Raw genomic sequence first — 20,362 nt, 5'->3', positions numbered from 1 at the left:
TCACCGGTGATAACCGTTGTGCCGGGGACAGAGGTGGCCCGCCGGGTCGAGCGGCTGGCCGCAGAGCGGGCAGGGCGGGCGGCCGGCGGCGACCACGCGGCGGGCGCGGTCGATGAACGCTCGGGTCGCCTCGGGGGTCAGCCGCACCCGGAGCCGGTCGAGGTCGTCGTCGGGCTCGTCCTCGTCGTCGTCGGGCAGGTCATCGTCATCGTCGTCGTCATCGACGCCGAGCTCCACCTCGGCGTCGCTCTCCCCGGCCTCGATCGCCTCGATCACCACCGTGGTGGTGTCGACGTCGAAGGCCAGCCCCAGCGTGCCGACCCGGAACTCCTCGTCGACGGGCGTGTCCAGCGGCTCGTTGTCGTGCACGGGGAGCACCGGCGCGTCCGGTATGTCGACGTCGAAGCGGCGGCTCGCCTCGGTGAGGAGTTCCTCGAGTTTCTCGGCGAGGAGCGACACCTGCACCTTCTCCAGGGCCACGCTGACCACGCGGCCGCCGCCACGGGCCTGGAGGAAGAAGGTGCGGTCACCCGGCTCGCCGACCGTACCGGCGACGAACCGCTCGGGCGGCTCGAACGCATGCACCTGGTGCGTCATACGGACGACCCTATCCGCCTCCCGGCGCGTGCGCGCAGTGCACCGGCGCGGTTCGCCTAGGGCGCAACCGCCCTCCACCCTGCGGAAACAGGCGACTACTAAGAGTTACTGCCGCCGCCGACCGCGGCGTCGCTCGACGACGCGGTCCCGGCCGGAGGGATCAACGAGGTCAGATCGCTGGTGTCGTTGAGGCGCACGAGGAACGGGCGCGTCGGCGTGTACCGGATGACGCTGATCGACGCCGGATCCGCCACGATCCGCTGGAACTCGTCCAGGTGCAGGCCCATCGCATCGGCCACGATGGCCTTGATCACATCACCGTGGCTGCACGCCAGCCAGAGCGCGTCCGCGCCGTGCTCGGCGGTGACCAGCGCGTCCCAGCGCCGGATCGCGGCCACCGCGCGGGCGGACATCGCGGCCATCGCCTCGCCGTTCGGGAAGACCGCCGCGCTGGGGTGCTGCTGCACCACGGCCCACAGCGGCTCCTTGGCCAGCTCGGCCAGCGGCCGGCCCTCCCAGTCGCCGTAGCCGCACTCGATCAGGCCCTCCTCCTCCACCGGCTTGGCGTCCGGCAGGGCGAGCTCCATGGTCTGCCGGCAGCGGATCAGCGGGCTGGTCACCACGGCGGCCAGGGGCAACGCGCGCAGGCGCTCGCCGGCCCGCTCGGCCTGGGCCCGGCCGGTGTCGTCGAGCTCGACCGGTTGCCGGCCGGCCAGACCACCGGAGGCGTTCGCGGTGGTCCGGCCGTGCCGCATGAGCAGGACGGTGGCCACTACGACGCCACCCCGGCCTCGTCGAACGCCTCGGCCACCACCCGCAGGGTGTCCAGACCGGACTTCAGATCCCCGACGTACGGGCTGATCGACAGCGTGGTGACGCCGGCGGCGGCGTACTCCCGGATCCGCTCGACGATCACCGGGCGCGGGCCGACCAGCGCGGTGCGCTCGATGAACTCCTGCGGCACCGCGGCCGCGGCCTCCCGGATCTTGCGGTCCAGATAGAGGTCCTGCACCTCCTTGGCGGCGTCGGCGAAGCCCATCCGCACGGCCAGCCGGTTGTAGAAGTTCTGCTCGCGGCTGCCCATGCCGCCGACGTAGAGCGCCGCGTACGGCCGGATCACGTCGGCGCTGGAGGCCACGTCGTCGCCGATCACCACGGGCACGCTGGGCGCCACGTCGAAACCGGTGAGGCCCTGGCCGTGCTTGGAGCGGCCCGCCTCGATGTGGCGCAGGTGGTCGGAGGCGGTGCTCGGGTCGAAGAAGATGGCCAGCCAGCCGTCCGCGATCTCGCCGGCCAGCTCCAGGTTCTTCGGCCCGACCGCGGCCAGGTAGACCGGGATCCGCTCGCGCGGCGGGTGGAAGCCGAGGCGGAGCGCCTTGCCGGCCCCGTCGGGCAGCGGCAGTGTGTAGTGCTCGCCCTCGTACGCCACCGGCTTACGGGCCAGCGCCAGCTTCACGATGTCGACATACTCGCGGGTGCGGCCGAGCGGTTTCGCGAAGCGTACGCCGTGCCAGCCCTCCGAAACCTGCGGTCCGGAGACGCCCAGACCCAGGCGGAACCGGCCGCCGGAGATCGCGTCGATCGTGGCCGCGGTCATCGCGGTCATCGCGGGAGTACGCGCCGGGATCTGCATCACCGCGGCGCCCACGTCGATCCGTTCGGTCTGACCGGCGATCCACGCCAGCATGGTCGGCGAGTCGGAGCCGTAGGCCTCCGCCGCCCACACCACCGAGAATCCGAGCCGGTCCGCCTCCTGCGCGAGAGCCAGGTGGTCGGCCGGTGTGGTCCATGCCGCCTGGTAACCGAGGCTGAGTCCGAGCCGCACGCGCCCTCCCGACATAGAACGGAAACCTTCTCCGACGAGCCTACTGACCCGGCCGGGGGCGTCTCGGTCCGGTAACCGACGCGGCGCGGGATGTCGCAAGTCGGCGGAGTCTGAATATGGTTCACGCATGCAACAGCGACCGCTCGGCCGAAGCGGGCTGGCGGTCTCGCGGCTCGCGCTCGGCACCATGACGTGGGGCCGGGACACCGACCCCGACGACGCGGCCGCCCAGCTGAAACTGTTCCTCGACGCGGGCGGCACGCTGCTGGACACCGCCGACGTGTACGGCGACGGCGACGCCGAGTCGGTGATCGGCGCGTTGATGGAGCAGCTCGTGCCCCGCGACGAGGTGCTGATCTCGACCAAGGCCGGTCTGACGCCGGGCGGGTGGCGCCGCCGCGACGGCTCACGCGGGCACCTGCTGCGCTCGCTGGAGGGGTCGCTGCGCCGGCTCGGCACCGACTACGTCGACCTGTGGCAGGTGCACGGCTACGACCCGCAGACCCCGCTGGAGGAGACGCTCGCCGCCCTCGACCACGCGGTGGCCAGTGGCAAGACCCGGTATGTGGGCGTCTCCAACTTCGCCGCGTGGCAGACCGCGCGGGCGGCGGCGTGGCAGGCCGCGTGGCCGGGACGGGCGCCGATCGTGGCCGCCCAGATGGAGTACTCGCTGCTGGAGCGGGGTATCGAGCGCGAGCTGCTGCCCGCCGCCGCGGCCATGGGCATCGGCCTGCTGCCCTGGTCTCCGCTGGGCCGCGGGGTGCTGACCGGCAAGTACCGGGACGGCCGCCCGCTGGACTCCCGGGCCGCCTCCGAGCACCTGTCCGCGTTCGTCGAGCCCTACCTGGAGCCGCGCAGCTCCAGCATCGTCGAGTCGGTGGCGACCGCGGCCCGCGGGCTGGGCGTGTCGCCGGTCGAGGTGGCGCTGGCCTGGATCCGCGACCGGCCCGGGGTGTCCTCGGCGATCCTCGGCGCCCGGACCGCCGGCCAGCTGCAGGGCGCGCTGCTCAGCGAGGAGCTGACGCTGCCCGCCCAGATCGCGAAGGCGCTGGACGACGTGTCGGCGATCGAGGTCGGCTACCCCGAGCGCGAGGGATGATCCGGCGGGCGCTGCTCGCCCCGCTGCGCGCGAGCACCTACCGCCGGGCGGTGTTCCTGCTGCTCGGGGCGGTGATCCTTCTCCCCTACGTGCTGCTCGCCGGCCTGGTCGGCCGGACCGTGCTGATCTCGACGGACGACCGGGTCGCGACGCTGGCGATCGCCGTGGTGGTGAGCCTGATCGGGCTGGTGCCGCCGTTCCTGAGCGGCACCCGGGAGCTCGAGATCGCCGCCGTGCGCGCGTTGCTGCGGGTCGATCTGCCGCACCCCGGACCGCCGGCGATGGAGACCAGGCTGCGGGCGGCGCTGTGGTTCGCCGTGCACCTGGCCGTCGGCGCGATGATCGGGACGGCACTGGTCGGCGCGGTCCCGCTGGCCTTCATGGGCCTGTCGGCACGGGTGACGCCCGCCTCCGCCGGAGCGGCGCTGCTGCTCCTGCTGGGAACCGTCTACGCGACGGCCGGCCTGGGCGCGCTGGCGGCGACCATGGCGCCCGTGCTGCTCGGCCCGTCGCCCGCCGAGCGGCTGGCGGCGGTGGAGGCCCGGGAACATCGGCTGGCCGAGCGCAACCGGCTGGCCCGCGAGCTGCACGACTCGGTGGGGCACGCGCTGACCGCGACGACGTTGCAGGCGGGCGCGGCGCGGGCGGTGTTCGACAAGGACCCGGAGTTCGCGCGGCGGGCCCTGGAGGCGATCGAGGAGGTCGGCCGCTCCGCGATGGACGACCTCGATCACGTGCTCGGAATGTTACGTGACGAGAACGAACGTTCTTTCTCCTCGCCGGCGTCCGGGGACCTCGACCGGCTGCTGGACGACGTGCGCGCCGGCGGGATCGAGGTGCACGCCGACGTCGAGCTCCCCGGGACCCTGCCGGCCGGGACGCTGCCGGCCGAGGCCTTCCGGCTGGTCCAGGAGAGCCTCACCAACGCGGCGAAGCACGGGTCGGGCGCGATCCACCTCCGGATCAGGAGCGGGGACGGGATCGAGATCGAGGTGCGCAATCCGTTCGACGGGCGGCCGGCGGGACGCAGCGGCCGCGGGCTCACGGGGATGCGCGAGCGGGTCCGGCTGGCCGGCGGCACCATCGAGGCGGGACCCGAGGACGGCGAGGCAGGACCCGAGGGCGGCGAGGTAAGGCGCACGGGCGGCGAGGCCGGACGCGCGGGCGGCGACGCGGGACGCGCGGGCGACAGCCGGGCGGGACGGGACTGTGCCGAGTGGAGGGTGCGTGCCAGACTGCCGCGTGATCTCCGTACTGATCGTTGACGACGACGCGCTGATCAGGGCCGGGCTGCGGGCCATCCTCGGCGCGGAGGACGACATCGACGTGGCCGGCGAGGCGGAGGACGGCGCCGACGTGGTCCCGGCGGTGGTCCGGCTGCGGCCCGACGTCGTTCTGATGGACGTACGCATGCCGCGCCTGGACGGGATCCAGGCCACCAGGCTGCTGCACGAGCGCCTCGAGCGCCCGCCGCGCGTGCTGGTGGTGACGACCTTCGAGAACGACGAGCACGTGTACGACGCGCTGCGCGCCGGCGCCGGTGGCTTCCTGCTCAAGAGGTCCCGCCCGGCGCAGATCGTGGAGGCGGTCCGGGTGGTCGCGCGGGGCGAGTCGCTGCTCTTCCCGGCCGCGGTGCGCAGGCTGGCGGCGGCGTACGGCCCGAGCAGGGAGCAGCTCCCCGGGGTGCGCCTGACCGACCGCGAGGGCGAGGTGCTGCGCCTGATGGCCGAGGGCCTGTCCAACGCGGAGATCGCGGCGAAGCTGGTCCTGGGGCTGGAGACGGTGAAGACCCACGTCGGCAACGTCCTGGCCAAGCTCGGCGTCCGCGACCGTACGCAAGCCGTGGTTGTGGCTTATCGCTCCGGCTTCATCTCCCCCTGAGGCGGGAGCCGGCTTCATCTCCCCCTGAGGCGGGAGCCGGTACCCGCGCGGGCGGGATCCGGCGGGCGCCGCGGGACGCGACCGTGAGGGGCATGAGCATTCAGACGAAGGCGGCCCTGTTCGCCGCCGGTTCCGGAACCCTCGCCCTCGTCGCGACCGTCACCGGTCGCGGCTTCCCGTTCGGCCCGCACGACCCCGGCAACGGCGCCTCTCCCCTGCGCGCTCTCGACCCGGCCGTCGGCGCGCCGCTGTTCGCCGCCGTGCTGCTGATCACCGCGGTGCTGCTGCTCCTCCTGCACGGCCCGGCGCGACCGCCGGGACCGGCCCGGGCGGCGATCCTCGCCTGGTGCTGGACGGTCGTGGTGGCGCTGGTCATTCTGGTGCCCGACGTCCGGGTGCTGACCTTCGCCGGCTACCTGCCGGTGCTGATCGTCGGGGCGCCGTTCGGCTATCCGCCGATGGACTACGGCGTCGTCTTCAACTGGCAGCTCGCCTGTCAGATCGGGGCCATGGCCGGCGGCCTGCTCGTGGCGGCGGCGGTGCTGCGCTGGCAGCGGAAGATCGCCGGGGTGTGCGAGAGCTGCGGCCGCGCCGACGACTTTTCGACATCCGCGGCCGCCGACGGCCGGCCGGGCTGGACGACACCGGAGGCCGCTGCTCGCTGGGGCCGCTGGGCGGTGGCCGTCGCGGTGGCGGTCCCGGCCTTCTACGCAGTGGTCCGGCTGGCCTGGGCGGTGCACATCCCGTTCGGCATCAGTGACGAGTTCCTGGCCGAGCTGCACAATTCCGGCATGGTTTGGGCGGGCGCCGGCCTGGGCGGCTTCGCGCTGGCCGGCGCGGTGCTGACGCTCGGGCTCACGCAGCGCTGGGGCGAGGTCTTCCCGCGCTGGATGATCGGCCTGGCGGGGAGGAGAGTGCCGATCCGGCTGGCCACGATCCCGGCCGGGCTGGTCGCGCTGGCGGTCACCGCCGCGTCGGTCGCCTTCTACAGCAACCCGGAGCTCTACACGTCCGACCTGAGCCTGGCGCACGTGCCGCAGATGACCTGGCCGCTGTGGGGCGCCGCCCTGGGCGCCGCGACCCTGGCCTACCACCTGCGGCGGCGGCCGGCCTGCGCCGATTGTGGTCGCGGCCGCGAGTCCGATCGAGGACTGGTGCAGGCGCGGCGGCCTGACGCATATTAGGAGCCATGGACTACGAATACGCGCCGCTCCGGTTGCCTTCGAATGTCGATCGCCTGGCCGCCGCGGCGCAGCTGGCAATCCAGGCGGAGTTCTCCGGTTGGGAACTCGCCCGGGTGCAGCTCTTCAGGGATGGAACCCGGCAGGTGATGCTCCGCCGCAAGGTGCGGGACAATCCCCAGCCGGGTCTCTCCTACTGACGGCCGACAAAGCCGGCTAGGCTTCTTCGTCCTCCTCCGGGAGGTACGGGTGCTCGTCGAGACGGCCGACGAGCAGGTCGTCCGCGCCCGGCGTGAACGGGCCGGCGCCGTCGCTGTCCTCGTACGCCTCCAGGTCCAGGGGTTTGGCGGTCTCGCTGACCGTGATCAGCCCGTCCAGCGGTTCCAGCTCGGGCACGTCCAGTGAGCTGAGCGAGCCGTCGCCGGACTGCAGCAGCTCCAGCACGGCCTCGCCGACCGACTCGATGGGGCCCGGGTCCTCGTCCTCCGGCACCGCGTTGCTGCGGGCCGCGTCGGCCATCCGGAGCAGAGCCGACACGCTGGGCACCTTGTAGTCACGACGCTGCCGCACCGAGATCACCTGCGGGTGCGCGTCGGCCGGCTCGGCGCCGTCCAGCCCGCCCACGCCCAGGCCGAACCGCTGGTCCGCCTCGTCCGGGTCGATCGACTCGACGTCCCACGGCGTCACCTCGCCGAAGTTGTCCAGCAACTGCTCGTCGTAGGCGAACGAGGCGTTGTTGAGCGCCACGTACGCCTGCCAGACGCCGTCGTCGTCGATGCGTCCCTCGGCGGCCTTCACCGCGGCCAGGTGCGCGCGGGCGGCATCGACCACGCGGTCCAGGGCGGCGTCAAGGTCCGCCATCCGGTCGGTCATCTGAGTTGGTTCCTCTCGGGTGGGGTCAGAGAAGACTTCATGCGCTGCGCAGGAGCCGGTCGAGCACGCGCACGCCGAACCTTAGTCCCTCGATCGGCACACGCTCGTCGATGCCGTGGAACAGCGAGGAGAAGGCGAGGTCGGGGGGCAGTCTGAGCGGGGCGAACCCGAAGCATCGGATGCCGAGGGTGGTGAACGCCTTGGCGTCCGTACCTCCGGAGAGCATGTAGGGGACCGCCCGCGCGCCCGGGTCCTCCGCGCGCAGTGCGGCGCTGATCGCGTCGACCAGCGCGCCGTCGAAGCCGGTCTCGAGCGCCGCCTGCTGCTGCAGGTGCTCGATCTCGATGTCCGGGCCGATCACGTCGCGCAGCTGTCCCAGGAAGAGTTCGGCCTGGCCGGGCAGGGTGCGGCAGTCGATCGTGGCGGACGCCTTGCCGGGGATCACGTTGTCCTTGTAGCCCGCCTCGAGCCGGGTCGGGTTGGCGGTGTTACGCAGGGTGGCACCGATCAGGTTGGCGATCGGGCCGAGCTTGCCGATGGTGAGCTCGGGCTCGTCCGGGTCGAAGTCGATGCCGAGCGCGTCGGAGACCTGCTCGAGGAAGCTGCGCACGGTCGGCGTGACGACCACCGGGAACCTGTGCCGGCCGACCGCGGCGACCGCCTCGGCGAGGGCGGTGACCGCGTTGTCGTCGTGTACGAAGGAGCCGTGCCCGGGGCGGCCCTTGGCGTGCAGCCGCAGCCAGTCGATGCCCTTCTCGGCGGTCTCGACCAGGTAGAGCCGCAGGTCGTCGTTGACCGTGTAGGAGAAGCCGCCGACCTCGCCGATGGCCTCGGTGCAGCCCTCCAGCAGGTCGGCGTGCTCGCGGACCAGGAACTGCGAGCCGTACTGCATGCCCGCCTCCTCGTCGGCGGTGAACGCGAGCACGATGTCGCGGGGCGGGACCACGCCGGTGCGCTGCCACTCACGGACCACCGCGAGCATCATCGCGTCGAAGTCCTTCATGTCGATGGCGCCGCGGCCCCACAGGTAGCCGTCCTTCTCCTCGCCGGAGAACGGCGGGACCGACCACTCGCCGGCGTCGGCGGGGACGACGTCCAGGTGGCCGTGCACCAGCAGCGCGCCGCGGGAGCGGTCGGCGCCGGGGATCCGGGCGACCAGGTTGGCGCGGCGCGGCGCGGACTCGTGGATGACCACCTCGACGCCCACCTCGGTGAGCTTCTCGGCGACGTACTCCGCGGCGACGCGTTCACCGGCCGTGGTGCGCTGGTCGCCGGTGTTGCTGGTGTCGATGCGCAGCAGGTCCTGGCAGATGCCGACGACCTCGTCGACAGCGGTGTCGGTCATCTGACCTTCATACCAGGCACTTGTTTCGCGGGTTTCCGCGCCGGGTACTCCGGCCGCCGTGTCAGCGCTGAACCTTCCCCCGCTCCCGCCGGTCGGCGGCGAGGTGACCGGCCGCAACGTGGTCGACGTGCTCGCCGAGCAGCATCGTGAGCTGCTCTCCCTGGCCGAGCTGCCGGACGGGCCGGACCGCGGCCGGCACGCCCAGGTGCTGGTGGCCGAGCTGTCCCGGCACCTGTCCGCCGAGGAGCAGTACCTGTACCCGGCGGTGCGCAAGGTGGTGCCGGACGGCGACCGGCTGGCCGACCGCGAGCTCGCCGAGGACCACGATCTGCTGGTGACGCTGCAACGCCTGGACAGGGCGAGGCCCGGCGATCCGGATTTCGAGGCCGCGGCGGCCGCGGTGGGTGACGCGATCGCCCGGCATGTCCGCGCGGACGCCGAGGAACTGCTGCCGCTGCTGCTGCAGATGGCGCCGGTGGAGGACCTGATCCGGATCGGCAACCGGGTGGAGACGGCCGAGGAGGCGGCGCCGACCAGGCCACATCCCTCCACGCCGGCCCGCCCGCCGTGGAACAAGGTGGTGGATCCGGTGGTGGCCGTGGTCGACAAGGCACGCGACGCTGTGACCAGGCGCACAACGTACGCGAAGGACCTTTGATCGACCGGCGTCATTTAACCGGTTTGCAACAGACGGGGGATCTTTGCCCGGCCGAAGGTCTAGCCGGGATCCTGCGAACGTCCTACCGTCACGCTATGAACCTGGAGCTGCGGCACCTGAAGGTGGTCTGCGCGATCGCCGAGACGGGCAGCGTGACCAAGGCGGCGTCCCAGCTGGGACTCGCGCAACCCGCCCTGACGGCCCAGTTGCAACGGATCGAACGCACGCTCGGCGGACCGCTGTTCGACCGGGACCGGCGTGGCGCACGCCCGACCGCGCTCGGCGAACTGGTGCTCTCCCGCGCCCGGGTGCTGCTGCCCGCCATGAAGGGACTGCAGGACGAGGCGGCCCGGCTGGCCGGCGCGGGCGCCGACGAGGACACGATGAGCCGCTACCGGATCGGCCAGGTCGGCGGCCCGGTGATCGGCGGGCTGGTCAACCGGCTGTCCGAGGCTCAGCCGGACGCGCAGATCTCCACGCACGCGTCGTACTACGTGGAGGAACTGGCCACCATGGTGCGCGACGGCCGGCTGGACTACGCCCAGGTCGGCGTGTGCGGCGACGCGATGCCGTCGGCGGACTACGGGCTGGTCTGGCAGACCATAGCGGTGGACGGCGTCTGCGTGCTGATGCAGGAGGATTCGCCGTACGCCAAGCGCGACGAGATCGACCTGGCCGAGCTCGCCGACGAGGAGTGGGCGGCCGGGACCGGGGACGGCTGCTTCTCCGACTGCTTCGCGGCGGCCTGCGCCCGGGCCGGTTTCACCCAGAAGAGGTGCCTGGAGACCGACATCCGGGGCGTGGTGGACATGGTCGAGTCCGGCGTCGCGCTGGGGCTGTGTCAGCCCACTTTCCGCGCGCCCACCGGACTCACCCATCGCCCGCTGGCCGGCGCCCCGGTCCGGTGGCGGCAGGTGCTCGGGTGGCACCCCGACTCACCCGCCGCCCGGATCGCGCCCCGGCTGATCGGGATGGCGGTCGACGCCTACGAGGAGGTCACCGCCCGCAATCCCCGCTATGTGGAGTGGACGCGGGCGTTCCCGCACCTAGGCAGCAACACTCTCGCTGCTGCGTGAGCCGGCGGTCAGCGTGAGGCTGCCGTCGACGACGTCCGCCGTGACCGTCTGACCGGGGGCCAGGCCGGCCGCCAGCAGCATCCGGGAGAGCCGGTTGTCCAGCTCCCGCTGGATGGTCCGGCGCAGCGGGCGCGCCCCGAACTCGGGCTGGTACCCGCGCTCGGCCAGCCAGTCCACCGCCGCCGTGGTCACCTCGAGCGCGATGTCCTGCGCGTGCAGGCGGCGCCGGGTGTCCTCGAGCAGCATCTCGGTGATCTTCCGCAGCTGGTCGGTCTCCAACCGGCGGAAGACGATGATCTCGTCGATCCGGTTGACGAACTCGGGCCGGAACTGGTCCCGCAGCCGCCGGTCGAGCTGCTCACGCAGGGCGGCGTCGGCCGAGGACGTGCCGGTCTCGAAGCCGACACTGCGCTTGCTGCCGTCGATCAGGTCCGAGCCGATGTTGCTCGTCATGATCACCACGGTGTTCCGGAAACTCACCGTGCGGCCCTGGCTGTCGGTCAGCCGTCCGTCGTCCAGCACCTGCAGCAGCATGTTGAACACGTCCGGGTGCGCCTTCTCCACCTCATCCAGCAGCACGACGCTGTACGGACGCCGCCGCACCGCCTCGGTCAGCTGCCCGGCCTCGTCGTAGCCGACGTAGCCGGGAGGCGCCCCGACCAGCCGCGACACGGTGTGCCGCTCCTGGAACTCGCTCATGTCCAGCCGCACCATCCGGTCGCTGTCGCCGAACAGCGCCTCGGCCAGCGAGCGCGCCAGCTCGGTCTTGCCGACGCCGGTCGGCCCGAGGAACAGGAAGCTGCCCACCGGCCGGTCCGGGTCACCGAGTCCGGCACGTGAGCGGCGCACCGCCTCGGCCACCGCGGTCACCGCGTCGTCCTGGCCGACCACGTGGTCGTGCAGGTGCCCCTCGAGGCGCAGCAGGCGGTCCCGCTCCTCCTCGGTGAGCTGGGTGACCGGGATGCCGGTCGCCCGCGAGACCACGTCGGCCACGTCCACCGGCGTCACCTGCGGGATGTTCTCCGTCGGAACGGCCGGCTTCTCCAGGGCCGCGATCTGGTCACGCAGCTCGGACGCCCGCTCGTAGTTCTCCGCCGCGACGGCCTGGTCCCGGTCGCGGTTGAGCTGCTCGAGTTCGTCCGCGACGCGACGAAGATCCGGTGACGGCGTCTTCACCCGCAACCGGACCCGCGCACCGGCCTGGTCGATCAGGTCGATCGCCTTGTCCGGCAGGAACCGGTCGGTGATGTACCGGTCGGACAGCTCCGCCGCGGCCTTCAGCGCCTCGTCGGTGATCCGCACCTGGTGGTGCGCCTCGTAGTTGTCCCGCAGGCCGTGCAGGATCTGCACGGTGTCCGGCACCGACGGCTCGCCGACCAGGACCGGCTGGAAGCGCCGGGCCAGCGCCGCGTCCTTCTCGATGTTCTTGCGGTACTCGTCGAGCGTGGTCGCGCCGACCACCCGCAGGCGGCCGCGGGCCAGGGCCGGCTTGAGCATGTTGCTGGCGTCCATCGCGCCGCCCTCGCCGCCGCCACCGGCGCCGACCAGGGTGTGGATCTCGTCCAGGAAGACGATCAGGTCCTCGCCGTGCTCCTGGATCTCGTCGATCACCTTGCGCAGGCGCTCCTCGAAGTCGCCGCGGTAGCGGGTGCCCGCCACCAGGCCGGCCAGGTCGAGCTGGATGACCCGCTTGCCCTCCAGGGTCAGCGGGACGTCGTTGTCCACGATGCGCTGGGCGAGGCCCTCGACGATCGCGGTCTTGCCGACGCCGGCCTCGCCGATCAGGACCGGGTTGTTCTTGGTACGCCGGGACAGCACCTCGACGGCCTGCTCGATCTCGTCGGCCCGGCCGATGACCGGGTCGATCTCGCCGCGGCGGGCCAGGTCGGTCAGATCCACGCCGTACTGCTCCAGCGTCGGGGTCTTCCCGCCCCCACCGGCCGCGGGCTGGTCCGGCTGCGCCAGCGCGCGCGGGTCCAGCTTGCCGTTCAGCACCCGGCCGGCGGCCGAGTCGGGGTTCAGGCCCAGCGCCATCAGCACGTGCTCGGGGCCCACGTAGGAGGAGCCGAGCGCCCGCGAGATCTGCAGGCTGTCCAGCAGGGCGCGCTTGGCCGCCGGGGTCAGCGCGATGGTCTCCGGGAGGCCCTCATTGCGCACGTCCGGCGTACCCAGCTCGGCCAGGACCGCGTCGGGGTCGGCGCCGCCCCGCTTGGCCAGAGCACGCAGCGGCTCGCGCTGCAGTGCCGACCAGAGCAGGTGATCGGTGTCCAGATCGGCCACCGGGACGCCGTCGGGCGTCGTCTCGGCGGCCCGCGCGGCCGCGTCCGAGAGGAGCGCCCGCGCGTCGTTGCTCATGTATTTCGTGATGTCGATCCGCTGCGCCCGGCGCGGCTCGCCGCCGTAGAAGCGCGCGAACAGGTCATCCCACTCGCTCATCATCGTCTCCCAACGTGCGCCGCGTTCCGGTCGCACAGTTGAGTGAACTCGGGTCAACTTTGCGGGATTCCCACTGTGAGACGCTGCTCTCATGACGGAATACCCGCTGCTCGTGGTCGATGCCGCCAACGTGGTCGGGTCCAAGCCGGACGGCTGGTGGCGTGACCGGGCGGGCGCGACGGAGCGTCTGCGCGACGGTCTGGCGCATCTGCCCGAGCCGTTCGACGTGCTCCTGGTCGTGGAGGGCAGGGCTAAAGACATCAAGCCCATTCCTGGCGTACGGGTGGAAAGCGCCCCGCGATCCGGCGACGACGCGATCGTCGACGTGGTGGCCACCGAGGCTCCCACGCGGAGAGTAATCGTCGTAACAGCAGACAGTGAGCTGCGGCGACGGGTCACCGAACTCGGCGCGGAGGTGCGCGGACCGTCCTCTGTACCACGATGAGTGCTCTTGAATGAATGGGACGGCCGGGCATGCGGGCCCCAGGAGGGGCGATACTCTTCGAAGAGGTGCTCAGATACTCACTTCCGGGAGGCTGCACGAGTGGCCAGCGTCGCCGAGGTGCGCGCGGCGGTCGACGCCGCGTTGCAGCAGGTCACCGAGGGTCAGGCAGCGATTCAGGCGGCGCGGGAGAAACTGGGCGAGGCCCAGCAGAGCCTGGCCGCCGCGCTGGACGGCAGCGGCAACGACGCGGTCGGCGCCGCCCACGCCTCACTCTCCCAGGCCGACCAGCAGCTCGAGGAGTGCATGGGCGCCACCCTGCTCGCGATCGAGCAGGCCCAGACCTACACGGCGACCCTGTAGGCCGGCCATGTCCATGCTGCAGGAGCTCGGCGCTCAGTTGCGGGCCACCTCCGACGAGCTGCCGACCGGACTCGTGACCGTCGCCATGGAACGGCTGCGCAGTGCCACCGAGCTGCTCAACTGGGTGCGGCAGACCTCGGTCGACCCGATCGGCGTCCCGCAGCTGGGCAACGCCACCGAGCACGCCGAGCACGCGGCCGCGGCGCTGCGGCTCGCCCAGGACGCGATCGCGTCGTACCTCGCCCAGATCGGCCTGTCCGGCGAGAGCCAGGGCGGCGACGCCAACCGCGACTGGCGGTCCGGGCTGGAGCACGACGACTCCGACAAGGTCGCGCCGCCGCCCGGCGACGAGGACCGGCAGCCCCCGCCGGAACGCCTCGGCCCGTGGTGGCAGCGCCGGGTCGAGCAGCTGACCAACGAGGCGCCACCACAGAACGCCGAGAACGGCAACGGCGGCGCGGGCGGCAAGGTCGGCACCACCGAGCTGCTGCGGCGGGTGGCCACCCGGGTGCGCTCCGGCGACCGGGCCAGCCTCGGCCGGGACCTGCACGGCGTGAACGCGGCGACCGGCCTGTCGCTGTCCGCCGCGGCCGGCCCGGTGCTCCGCCGGCTGGCCGGTGACCTGCTCGGCCACGACCCGCGGCCGGAGGACCTGGGCCGGCTGCGCACCGCGGTGTCCGGACGGGTCCGGTCGCTGCTGCCCGGCATCTCCCCGGCCGCCCTCGAACAGGTGCTCACGCGCACCTGCCGGGCCAAGGCGCCGGAGGGCGCCCAGTCGCACCCCGCCGACTCGGCCGTGACGTCCAGCGTGGTGGCCGGCGTGCTGCTCGCCCGCCTCGGCCGGGACGCGGCCACCCTCGACCCGTCGGCCCCGGAACCGCTGCCCCGGCGCGGCGACGACCGAGCGGTGAACGGCGCCGATGCCTGATCCACTGGCACAGCAGGCGCTCGATGTCCGCTCGGCGCTGGCCCAGGCACTCGGCGCGGCCGACGTCGCGCTGACCGAGGCCCGGCAGCGGCACATCGCCGCGGTCGAGCGCCGGGACCGGGTCGCGGCCGCCGCCGAACGCCAGCGGGTACAGCTGGCCCTGGCCCGGGACAACCGGCTCCGGGACATCGCCCACCGGCACCACGACGACCTGGCGGCGCTGTCCGGCGCCGCCGCCGCGGCCGGGCAGACCGAGGCGCCGGGCGCTGCGGGCGACCCGTGGGAGACCTGGCAGCCCACCCCGGGCATGCCCGGCGACACCGCGCCCGAGCTGCGGATCGGGCGGTTGCTGCTGCCGTACGACGGCGAGGTGCCCGCCCTGGTGCCGCTGCTCGACCGCGGGCACGTGGTGGTGCGCGGCGACGAACGCCTCGGCGACGAGGTGGTGGCCGGGCTGCTGCTGCGGGCGCTGGGCTCGGCCGTGCCCGGCACGGTACGCCTGACCGGCTACGACCCGGAGAACCTGGGCGGCGGGCTGGCCGGGTTCGCACCGCTGGCCGGCGCCGGCGTGCTCACCTTCGTCGGCCCCGGCGGCCTCCAGGCGCTGCTGGACGACCTGGTCGAACACGTACGCCGGATCAACGAGACCGTGCTGGCCGGCGAGCACACGTCACTGCGGGAGCTGGCCGCCGCCACCGGGCGCCGCCCCGAACCGTGGCGGGTGGCCGTCCTGCTCAACCCGGGCGGCCTCAGCAAACCCGAGCGCCAGCAGCTGGAACGGCTGCTGCGCACCGGCGCGGCCTGCGGCGTGCACCTGGTCATCCGGGGGCTGGGCGTGCGCGCCGTGCCCGGCATCGAGGTGATCGACGCGGCGCCCGGCGACGCGGCCCGGTCCAGCGGCGCCGGCGACCTGCCGATCCAGCTCGACGCCGGGCCGTCCGCCGGGGTGCTCACGCTGACCAGCCGGCGGATCGCCGACGAGGTGGCCGCCGGTCCGGCCCCGGTCGCGCTGGCCAGCCTCCTCCCGGCCGACGAGTGGCGGGAGAACTCCGCGCTCGGGCTGACCGCGCCGCTGGGCGACAGCCCGCAGGGCACCGAGGTTCGGGTGACGCTGGCCGACTACCCGCCGCACGCGCTGATCGCCGGCCCGTCCGGCACCGGCAAGACCAACCTGATCTACGCCTGGATGGGCGCGCTGGCATCCCGCTACTCCCCCAACGAGCTGGCGTTCTACCTGCTCGACTTCAAGGAGGGGGTGTCCTTCGCACGGTTCGCGCCGGGCCGTCGCGACCCGAGCTGGCTGCCGCACGTACGCCTGGTCGGGGTGAACGTGAACACCGACCGCGAGTTCGGGCTGGCGCTCATGCGCTTCCTCGGCGGCGAGCTGCGGCGGCGGGCCGACGCCGCCAAACGGCACGAGGTCACCAACCTGGCCGAGCTGCGGGCCGAGGACCCGGACGGGCACTGGCCCCGGATCGTCGCGGTGGTCGACGAGTTCCAGGTGCTGCTGGCCGGGCGCGACGCCGTGGCCGGCGAGGCGGTCGACCTGCTCGAGGACCTCGCCCGCCGGGGCCGTTCGCAGGGCATCCACCTGGTGCTGGCCAGCCAGGACGTGTCCGGCATCGAGGCGCTGTGGGGCCGGCCGGCGCTGGTCGCGCAGTTCTCGCTGCGGATCGCGCTGCCCCGGGCGCGGCGGGTGCTGGCCGAGACGAATCTGGCGGCCGAGTCGTTGCCCCGCTACCACGCGGTGGTCAACGCGGACTCCGGGGCGTACCCGGCCAACAAGGTGGTGCGCATCCCGGCGGCCGGCGACCGGGACAGCTGGAACGACCTGCAGCACCGGCTGTGGCGGCGGCGCCCGCAGGAGATCCCGGCGCCGCGGCTGTTCGACGGCGACGCGATCCCGCGGCTCGAGGACAGTCCGGACTTCCGCCGGATCCAGGGCGGGGAGCCGCTCGCGTCGCCGGTGGTGCTGCTCGGCGAGACCATCGACGTGGCGTCGCGGTCCGCGCGTACCGAACTCCGGCGTGCCCCCGGCCGCAACCTGGCCGTCCTCGGCACCCGCATCGACGAGGCCTGCGCGGTCCTCGGCACCGCGGCGCGCTCGCTGGCCGCGCAGTACGCGCCCGGCGCGGCCCGCTTCTCGGTGGCCTGCCTGGACACCGACGCGAGCGGCGCGGTGGACACGCTCAAGTCCGACCTCAACCCGGCGGACACCGGCTACTACGACGCGTCGAATGTGGACTGGCTGCTGGAGGACACCGCCGCGGCGGCCGAGGAGGCGCCCGGGGAGAAACCGCACTTCCTCTTCCTGTACGCGGTCGACGCGGTGCCGTCGCTCGGCGGGAGCGTGCTGCGGATCCTGCGGCAGGGCCCGGAACGCCGGATCCACGTTCTCGGCTGGTGGCGGGGCGCGGCGCTGCTGCGCGACACGCTCGGCGGGCAGGCGTCGCGCACCGACCCGATCGGCGCGTGGGTGGCGCTGGACGTGCACGGCAGCGAGCTGTCGCCGTACTTCCCCGGCACCGGCGCGCCGCCCTGGTACCCGCGGCCGTGGCGGGCCCTGCACTTCGACCGGTCGAAGCACCGCGGCGCCGAGGTCATCATTCCGTACGGTGCGTCATGACCACTCCCCTGCCGAGCCCCGACGACGCCGGCTACCGCGGCCTGGTCCGGCAGCTGGCCGGCCTGGCCGCCGCGGCCGCCGAGGACCGCGCCGAGGCCGGCCAGTGGCACGACGACAAGGTGGCCGCGGCCGCCGACAAGCTGCGCGCCGCCGAGGAGGACATGCACGAGGCCGAGCAGCGGTACCGCGCCGCGCGCAAGGCCCGCGAGGGGATCGAGGCCGAGGTCGCGGACGCCTGGAACAGGTACATCCACGACACCGGCGGCAAGGCGGAACGCTTCGGCCGGACCGCGCCGGAGCCGGCCATCCCGCGCCAGCGCGACCGGGACGCCCACGAATACCTGGAGCAGGCGGCGGCGTCGGCCCGGGTGAAGGCGGCGCCGGCCCGGCCGCTGACCGGGGCGACGACGATCATGTTCGCCGCGTTCGGCTTCCTCGGCGGCGCCTGCGGCGTGGCGGCGCACCAGATCCTGCGGTGGGCCGGGCGCGAGGCGGGCGGCGACTGGGCGGTGGGCCTGCCGGTGATGGCCCTGATCGTGATGCTGCTCGGTCCGATCCTCGCGGTCTTCGGTGCCAAGCGGGTGGCCGACCGCCGCGGCGTCGGCCTGGACGCCACGGCCGTCGCCACGGTGCTGGTGACCGGCCTGTTCACGGCGGCCCTGCTGTGGGCGGCGGTCCGCCAGACCTGATCCGACGGCGGCCGATCGCGGACAAGTCCCTGGAGAGGGCGGACGAGCGGGCGCAGACTCGGTGCGGTGGAGTCCTACTCGGAGTGGGTCGGGCGGGGGCGTGATGCCGCCGCCGAGGGCGAGGCGCTGGTCTGCTCCGCCCAGGCCGCCGAGATCGCCCCGGAAAGCCTGCCCGTGATGTTCAACCGCGGTCTGCTGCTGGACCGCGCCGTGCGGCCGGCGCCGGGCAACGCGACGATCGCCAGCTCCCGCGACCACGCGGTGCGCGCGCTCAACCGGTGAGGGCGCGGACCCCCGACGACGACACCGTGGCCAGGGCCGGGCGCGTCGGCAGGTAGAGGGTGGTGATGCCGAGTTCCAGGTTCATCGCGGCCAGCTGCTGCTCCTGGCGCAGGTCGCCGGCGTTGCGGACGCCCCGGATGATCACCTGGGCGCGGTGCGCGTGGCAGTAGTCGGCGGTCAGCCCGGCCCAGGTTGCCACGGCGACGTTCGTCCAGGCCGCGGGCAGCTGCTCGCGGATCGCGGCGGCCCGCTGCTCCGGCGGGACCCCGGGGTGTTTCTCGTCGTTGACCGCCACCAGGACCGTCACCCGGTCGAAGAGCAGGCGCGCCCGCTCGGCCACGTCGCGGTGGCCGGCCGTGAACGGGTCGAAGGTGCCCGGGTAGACGGCGGCGGTCATCAGATGTCGTCCCAGGGGACGTTGTCCCAGGCGCCGTGCAGGATCTCGGTGAGCTTCTCGTGCTCGTCGAAGACCACGTTGTCGACGGCGGCGATGCGGCGGCCCGGCGAATGGGAGTTGAGGGCGGCCGCGGCCAGCAGGTCGGGGAGCTCGTCGCGGCGCACCGGGCGCATCGTCCAGGGGACGCCGGTCATCGACATCGCGATCTGCAGCAGCACCACGGTCACGCCCTTGAGCATCGGCGCGACCGGCAGCACGACCTGGCCGCCGTCCCAGAAGGCGATGTTCCAGACGCTGCCCTCGCTGATCAGGCCGTCGGGGGTGACGAACAGCGCGTCGTCGAAACCGGCCTCGTGAGCGGTGCGGTGGGCGTACCGCAGGCCCATGGTCGAGGCGTGCTTCTGCTCGGGCCACGGCCGCTGGTGGACCTCGGTGCGCACGCGGATCGGCGCGGTGGGTTCCTCGACCGGGTCGTCGATCGAGATCAAGACCCCTTGATCGGTGTACGCGACGCGCACCGAAGCGTCCCCGCGGTCGCCGAGGGCGTGCCGGATCCAGGACCGCAGCCGCAGCTCGTCGTCCACATCGCCCCGGTCGCCGAAGAACTTCTCGTTGGCGTCGTCGAGGCGGGCCAGGTGCAGTGCCATGCCACGCACCCGGCCGTCACGCACCTGCATCGAGGTGAAGTGGCCGTAGTTGGTGACCGCGATCGCGGCCAGCTCGGGCAGGGTCGGCTCGCGGCCGTTCAGCTCGATGTGCAGCACCCGCTCAGGTTACGGCGTCCGGGTGGCGGGACGACCGGCCAGCCGTCCCAGAGCGGAGGCGTCGGCCGTGGCGGCGCCGTGCTGGTCGTTGTTGAAGTACACGTACGCCTCCTTCCCGGCCGGCAGGCGGTGCAGCCACGATTCGAGCGCTTTCCGTCCGTACCGTGGCCAGGGGTTTGCCCTGCCCTCATGAAAGCGCAGGTAGCACCACCCGGCGGTGACCCACAACGGCGATTGCGGCCGCCCCCGGCGGTCCGCCCAGGCCAGCGCCGCGCCGTGCGCACCCAGAACGTCCCGCACCTGGTCGGTCCACCACGACGGATGCCGCGGCTCGACCGCGACCCGGACCGAGCGGGGGAAGAGCCCCAGCGTCTCGTCGAGCGCGGCGGGGTCGGCGCGCATCGTCGGCGGCAGCTGGATCAGCACCGGGCCCAGCTTGTCGCCGAGCCCCGCGGCCCGGTCCAGGAACCGTGCCACCGGCTCCGCGGGCTCCCGCAGCCGCTTGATGTGCGTCAGGTAGCGGCTCATCTTGACCGCGAACCGGAAGTCGTCCGGGGTGCGCTTGCGCCAGCCCTCGAACGTCGACCGTTCGGGGAGCCGGTAGAACGCGTTGTTCACCTCGACGGTCGCGAAGGCCTCGGCGTACCGCTCCAGCCACAACCGTTGCGGCAGCTTCGCATCGTAAAAGCCCGGCCGCCAGTCGCGGTACTGCCATCCGGAGGTCCCGATCAGCAACACGTACGGCTGCGTACCCCGCGAGGAGGAGGATTAGCCCCAACGCCGTTCAGTTAGGGCGGGACGTTGGCTGTCAAGGGTCGGGGCTGATGACGTCGATGCTGGCGGTGGCCTGGTAGCTGCGCCGGTCGATGTTCGGGCCGCGGGCTTGGTATTTGGAGTTCG

General features: G+C 73.1%; 22 protein-coding genes. 13 read left to right on the top strand and 9 right to left on the bottom strand.

The window, feature by feature from the left end; translation table 11 throughout:
• The 3 genes from QSK31_RS38780 to QSK31_RS38770 all read right to left on the bottom strand — a co-directional run bounded on the left by QSK31_RS38780 (position 1) and on the right by QSK31_RS38770 (position 2,422).
• Entirely contained in the window at positions 1 to 597 is a 597-nt protein-coding gene (locus tag QSK31_RS38780) for a DUF3090 domain-containing protein (RefSeq protein ID WP_285689711.1), read from the bottom strand.
• 98 nt (positions 598 to 695) lie between these two features.
• A complete protein-coding gene (locus tag QSK31_RS38775; protein WP_285689808.1) occupies positions 696 to 1,352 on the bottom strand; it encodes an MSMEG_4193 family putative phosphomutase in 657 nt (218 codons plus the stop codon).
• Positions 1,353 to 1,369: 17 nt separating this feature from the next.
• Entirely contained in the window at positions 1,370 to 2,422 is a 1,053-nt protein-coding gene (locus QSK31_RS38770) for an LLM class F420-dependent oxidoreductase (protein ID WP_285689710.1), read from the bottom strand.
• A 127-nt stretch (positions 2,423 to 2,549) separates the two neighbouring features.
• Between QSK31_RS38770 and QSK31_RS38765 the strand changes: the two genes are divergently transcribed.
• The 5 genes from QSK31_RS38765 (at position 2,550) to QSK31_RS38745 (ending at position 6,783) form a co-directional block, all read left to right on the top strand.
• Positions 2,550 to 3,521 (top strand): aldo/keto reductase, encoded by a 972-nt coding sequence (locus tag QSK31_RS38765; protein WP_285689709.1) that lies wholly within the window; start codon positions 2,550 to 2,552, stop codon positions 3,519 to 3,521.
• On the top strand, positions 3,518 to 4,786 hold the full coding sequence (locus QSK31_RS38760) for a sensor histidine kinase (protein WP_285689708.1): 1,269 nt from the start codon (positions 3,518 to 3,520) through the stop codon (positions 4,784 to 4,786). Before QSK31_RS38765 ends, QSK31_RS38760 begins: the two co-directional genes overlap by 4 nt.
• Complete coding sequence (locus tag QSK31_RS38755; protein WP_285689707.1) at positions 4,764 to 5,402, top strand: response regulator; 639 nt, start codon at positions 4,764 to 4,766, stop codon at positions 5,400 to 5,402. Before QSK31_RS38760 ends, QSK31_RS38755 begins: the two co-directional genes overlap by 23 nt.
• 92 nt (positions 5,403 to 5,494) lie before the next feature.
• Positions 5,495 to 6,586, top strand: coding sequence for a hypothetical protein (locus QSK31_RS38750; RefSeq protein ID WP_285689706.1), 1,092 nt, complete (start codon positions 5,495 to 5,497; stop codon positions 6,584 to 6,586).
• A gap of 5 nt (positions 6,587 to 6,591) precedes the next feature.
• Entirely contained in the window at positions 6,592 to 6,783 is a 192-nt protein-coding gene (locus tag QSK31_RS38745; RefSeq protein ID WP_285689705.1) for a DUF5703 family protein, read from the top strand.
• A 16-nt stretch (positions 6,784 to 6,799) separates the two neighbouring features.
• On the opposite strand, the gene QSK31_RS38740 is transcribed toward QSK31_RS38745, so the two are convergent.
• Complete coding sequence (locus tag QSK31_RS38740; protein ID WP_285689704.1) at positions 6,800 to 7,456, bottom strand: hypothetical protein; 657 nt, start codon at positions 7,454 to 7,456, stop codon at positions 6,800 to 6,802.
• 37 nt (positions 7,457 to 7,493) lie between these two features.
• On the bottom strand, positions 7,494 to 8,801 hold the full coding sequence (locus QSK31_RS38735) for a M20/M25/M40 family metallo-hydrolase (protein ID WP_285689703.1): 1,308 nt from the start codon (positions 8,799 to 8,801) through the stop codon (positions 7,494 to 7,496).
• A 58-nt stretch (positions 8,802 to 8,859) separates the two neighbouring features.
• Between QSK31_RS38735 and QSK31_RS38730 the strand changes: the two genes are divergently transcribed.
• Both QSK31_RS38730 and QSK31_RS38725 read left to right on the top strand, forming a co-directional pair.
• Positions 8,860 to 9,459 (top strand): hemerythrin domain-containing protein, encoded by a 600-nt coding sequence (locus QSK31_RS38730; RefSeq protein ID WP_285689702.1) that lies wholly within the window; start codon positions 8,860 to 8,862, stop codon positions 9,457 to 9,459.
• Positions 9,460 to 9,554: 95 nt separating this feature from the next.
• Positions 9,555 to 10,535 carry a LysR family transcriptional regulator gene (locus QSK31_RS38725; protein WP_285689701.1) on the top strand — a complete coding sequence of 327 codons (981 nt, stop codon included), beginning with the start codon at positions 9,555 to 9,557 and terminating at the stop codon, positions 10,533 to 10,535.
• On the opposite strand, the gene QSK31_RS38720 is transcribed toward QSK31_RS38725, so the two are convergent.
• The gene (locus QSK31_RS38720) at positions 10,506 to 12,974 is read right to left on the bottom strand and encodes an ATP-dependent Clp protease ATP-binding subunit (protein WP_502873076.1); all 2,469 of its coding nucleotides are present in this window, start codon (positions 12,972 to 12,974) and stop codon (positions 10,506 to 10,508) included. The two genes, QSK31_RS38725 and QSK31_RS38720, sit on opposite strands and share 30 nt — an antisense overlap.
• An 88-nt stretch (positions 12,975 to 13,062) precedes the next feature.
• Here QSK31_RS38720 and QSK31_RS38715 point away from each other — a divergent pair, with 88 nt between their 5' ends.
• The 6 genes from QSK31_RS38715 to QSK31_RS38690 all read left to right on the top strand — a co-directional run bounded on the left by QSK31_RS38715 (position 13,063) and on the right by QSK31_RS38690 (position 18,301).
• Complete coding sequence (locus tag QSK31_RS38715) at positions 13,063 to 13,416, top strand: PIN domain-containing protein (RefSeq protein ID WP_285689699.1); 354 nt, start codon at positions 13,063 to 13,065, stop codon at positions 13,414 to 13,416.
• Between the two features lie 99 nt (positions 13,417 to 13,515).
• Positions 13,516 to 13,776, top strand: coding sequence for a hypothetical protein (locus QSK31_RS38710; RefSeq protein ID WP_285689698.1), 261 nt, complete (start codon positions 13,516 to 13,518; stop codon positions 13,774 to 13,776).
• 7 nt (positions 13,777 to 13,783) lie between these two features.
• Entirely contained in the window at positions 13,784 to 14,704 is a 921-nt protein-coding gene (locus tag QSK31_RS38705) for a hypothetical protein (protein WP_285689697.1), read from the top strand.
• Positions 14,697 to 17,330 carry an FtsK/SpoIIIE domain-containing protein gene (locus tag QSK31_RS38700; protein ID WP_285689696.1) on the top strand — a complete coding sequence of 878 codons (2,634 nt, stop codon included), beginning with the start codon at positions 14,697 to 14,699 and terminating at the stop codon, positions 17,328 to 17,330. Before QSK31_RS38705 ends, QSK31_RS38700 begins: the two co-directional genes overlap by 8 nt.
• Entirely contained in the window at positions 17,327 to 18,019 is a 693-nt protein-coding gene (locus QSK31_RS38695) for a hypothetical protein (RefSeq protein WP_285689695.1), read from the top strand. The genes QSK31_RS38700 and QSK31_RS38695 overlap by 4 nt, the downstream gene beginning before the upstream one ends.
• 66 nt (positions 18,020 to 18,085) lie before the next feature.
• Positions 18,086 to 18,301, top strand: a complete 216-nt coding sequence (locus QSK31_RS38690; RefSeq protein WP_285689694.1) for a hypothetical protein — start codon at positions 18,086 to 18,088, stop codon at positions 18,299 to 18,301.
• Here the strand turns inward: QSK31_RS38690 and coaD are convergent.
• From coaD to QSK31_RS38675, 3 genes are read right to left on the bottom strand one after another with little or no spacing between them, the layout of a single operon-like run.
• Positions 18,291 to 18,698, bottom strand: coding sequence for a pantetheine-phosphate adenylyltransferase (coaD, locus tag QSK31_RS38685; protein WP_285689693.1), 408 nt, complete (start codon positions 18,696 to 18,698; stop codon positions 18,291 to 18,293). The genes QSK31_RS38690 and coaD overlap by 11 nt on opposite strands.
• The gene (locus QSK31_RS38680; RefSeq protein ID WP_285689692.1) at positions 18,698 to 19,462 is read right to left on the bottom strand and encodes an aminotransferase class IV; all 765 of its coding nucleotides are present in this window, start codon (positions 19,460 to 19,462) and stop codon (positions 18,698 to 18,700) included. The genes coaD and QSK31_RS38680 overlap by 1 nt, the downstream gene beginning before the upstream one ends.
• Before the next feature lie 9 nt (positions 19,463 to 19,471).
• Complete coding sequence (locus QSK31_RS38675; RefSeq protein WP_285689691.1) at positions 19,472 to 20,200, bottom strand: DUF72 domain-containing protein; 729 nt, start codon at positions 20,198 to 20,200, stop codon at positions 19,472 to 19,474.
• Positions 20,201 to 20,362 lie beyond the last annotated feature (162 nt).

It is taken from the genome of Actinoplanes sp. NBRC 103695, from assembly GCF_030269485.1.
In the GTDB taxonomy this organism is placed as follows: Bacteria; Actinomycetota; Actinomycetes; order Mycobacteriales; family Micromonosporaceae; genus Actinoplanes.
This window is presented reverse-complemented; position numbering and strand designations above follow the sequence as displayed.